The sequence below is a fragment of the Pseudomonas sp. BF-R-01 genome (assembly GCF_019946615.1).
Taxonomy (GTDB): Bacteria; Pseudomonadota; Gammaproteobacteria; order Pseudomonadales; family Pseudomonadaceae; genus Aquipseudomonas; species Aquipseudomonas migulae.
Window position 1 is genome coordinate 1 of sequence record NZ_JAGYFX010000213.1, and the last position, 2,339, is coordinate 2,339.

2 protein-coding genes are annotated in these 2,339 nt (G+C 60.5%); one reads left to right on the forward strand and one right to left on the reverse strand.

The features are described from left to right. Positions 1-94 precede the first annotated feature (94 nt). On the reverse strand, positions 95-1,276 hold the full coding sequence (gene nhaA / locus KGB27_RS31285) for a Na+/H+ antiporter NhaA (RefSeq protein ID WP_008034612.1): 1,182 nt from the start codon (positions 1,274-1,276) through the stop codon (positions 95-97). Positions 1,277-1,511: 235 nt separating this feature from the next. Between nhaA and KGB27_RS31290 the strand changes: the two genes are divergently transcribed. Beyond that, positions 1,512-2,339: PLP-dependent cysteine synthase family protein (locus KGB27_RS31290; protein WP_223557379.1), on the forward strand; the 828-nt coding region annotated here is incomplete at its 3' end.

The window sequence follows — 2,339 nt, forward strand, 5'->3', positions numbered from 1 at the left end:
AGTCAATAAACAGGTTGATTGACCCACCGCCATCGCCAGCAAGCCGGCTCCTACAGGGTTAATGTGCGAGCGATGCCACCACAACCATTCAGGATTAGCGCTCGCCTTGCTTGCGACTCGCCGCCGCCGTCACCGCATATCCAATCAACGCTGCCAATATCGACCCGGTCAAAATCCCCATCCGGTCCATCCCGGCGTACTCACTGACGCCCGGTTCAAACGCCAGGGAACCGACAAACAAGCTCATGGTGAAACCAATCCCGCAGAGGATCGCAACCCCCAGCACCTGGCCCCAATTGGCGCCTTGGGGTAGGGCGGCGATGCCGGTTTTTACCGCGAGCCAGGTCAGGCCGAATACGCCAAGCGTCTTGCCCAGCAGCAGGCCGATTGCGATGCCCATCGGTACGTGATGGGTGAAGCTTTCGACAGTCACGCCGCTCAGGGACAGGCCAGCGTTGGCGAAGGCGAACAGCGGCAGGATGCCGTAGGCCACCCACGGGTGCAGGGCGTGTTCCAGCGTCAGCAGCGGTGACGGCTCGGCGTTTTTGGTGCGCAGTGGAATGCAGAAGGCCAGGGTTACGCCGGCCAGCGTGGCGTGGACACCGCTTTTGAGTACGCACACCCACAGGATCAAACCGATGATCATGTACGGCCCGAGCTTGACCACGCCGAGCCGGTTCATCGCGATCAGCGCGACGATGCAGGCCGCGGCCAACGCCAGGGACAGGGTCGACAGTGCGCCGGAATAGAAGATCGCAATGACGATGATCGCGCCGAGGTCGTCGATGATCGCCAGGGTCATCAGGAACAGTTTCAGCGACACCGGCACACGCTTGCCCAGCAGGGCGAGGACGCCGAGGGCGAAGGCGATGTCAGTCGCCATCGGAATGGCCCAGCCACCGAGCGCAGCGGGATTGTCACGGTTGAAGAACCAGTAGACCAACGCCGGCACGACCATGCCGCCAATCGCCGCAGCGCCGGGCAGGACCACCTGTGAAGGCTTCGACAGCTGACCGTCGAGGACTTCGCGCTTTACTTCCAGGCCGATCAGCAGGAAGAACAGGGCCATCAGGCCGTCGTTGATCCACAGCAGTGCCGGTTTGGCGATTTGCAGCGCGCCGACCTGAGCCACCACCGGGGTGTCCAGAAAGCTGCTGTAGAGCCACGACAACGGGGAGTTGTTGATGATCAAAGCCAGGGCTGCTGCGGCGATCAACAACAGACCGCTGGCAGCTTCCAACTGAAAGAAACGCGTGAAAGTGCTACGCAGAGGCAAGGTCGCTCTCCATCGAATAATCAAAAAGGTGGCACACCCTAACCCGTACCGTTAGTTGTTAAAACAAAAGTTATATTCTTTTTTGTTATATGCCGTTACAGCACGAAAGGCGACACGGACCTGAGCCTAGCAGTTGCCGGACGTATTGAACCTCAGCTGTACCTGTGCGCGATGTCGGATTTTTCCTAAGCTTGTGGGCTGAGCCTTGTGCCAAGGCCGACTCAACGAGAAAACCATCATGAGCGACAACCGACAGTGGGCCCGGGAAGCGATCCGGATCATCGAAGCGGACTTCCAGCGCAGCGCCGACACCCACCTGATCCCCTTGCCGCTGCCGGGGTTGCCGGGCATCGAGTTGTATTTCAAGGATGAGTCGAGCCATCCCACCGGCAGCCTGAAACATCGCCTGGCGCGTTCGTTGTTCCTCTACGCGCTGTGTAACGGCTGGCTTAAACCCGGCGCGCCGGTGATCGAAGCGTCCAGCGGTTCGACGGCGATTTCCGAGGCGTACTTCGCCCGTTTGCTCGGCCTGCCGTTTATTGCAGTGATGCCGGCCACCACCTCCAAAGAGAAGATCGCGCAGATCGAGTTTTACGGTGGCAAGAGCCATCTGGTGGACGACCCGACGCAGATCTATGCCGAATCCGAGCGCCTGGCGCGCGAGCACGACGGGCACTTTATCGATCAGTTCACCTACGCCGAACGCGCCACCGACTGGCGGGCGAACAACAACATCGCCGAATCGATCTTCCATCAGATGCGTTTTGAACAGCACCCGGAGCCGAGCTGGCTGATTTCCAGCCCCGGCACCGGCGGCACCACGGCGACCCTCGGGCGATACGTGCGTTATCGCCAGCATTGCACTCGCGTGCTGTGCGCCGATGCCGAACGCTCGGTGTTTTTCGATTACTACCTGACTGGCGATGCCAGCCTTCGCCTGGATCACGGTTCGCGGATCGAAGGCATCGGTCGGCCACGGGTCGAGGCGTCGTTTCTGCCAAAGGTGATCGATGCGATGGTCAAGGTGCCGGACGATCTGTCACTGGCGGCCATGCATTACCGG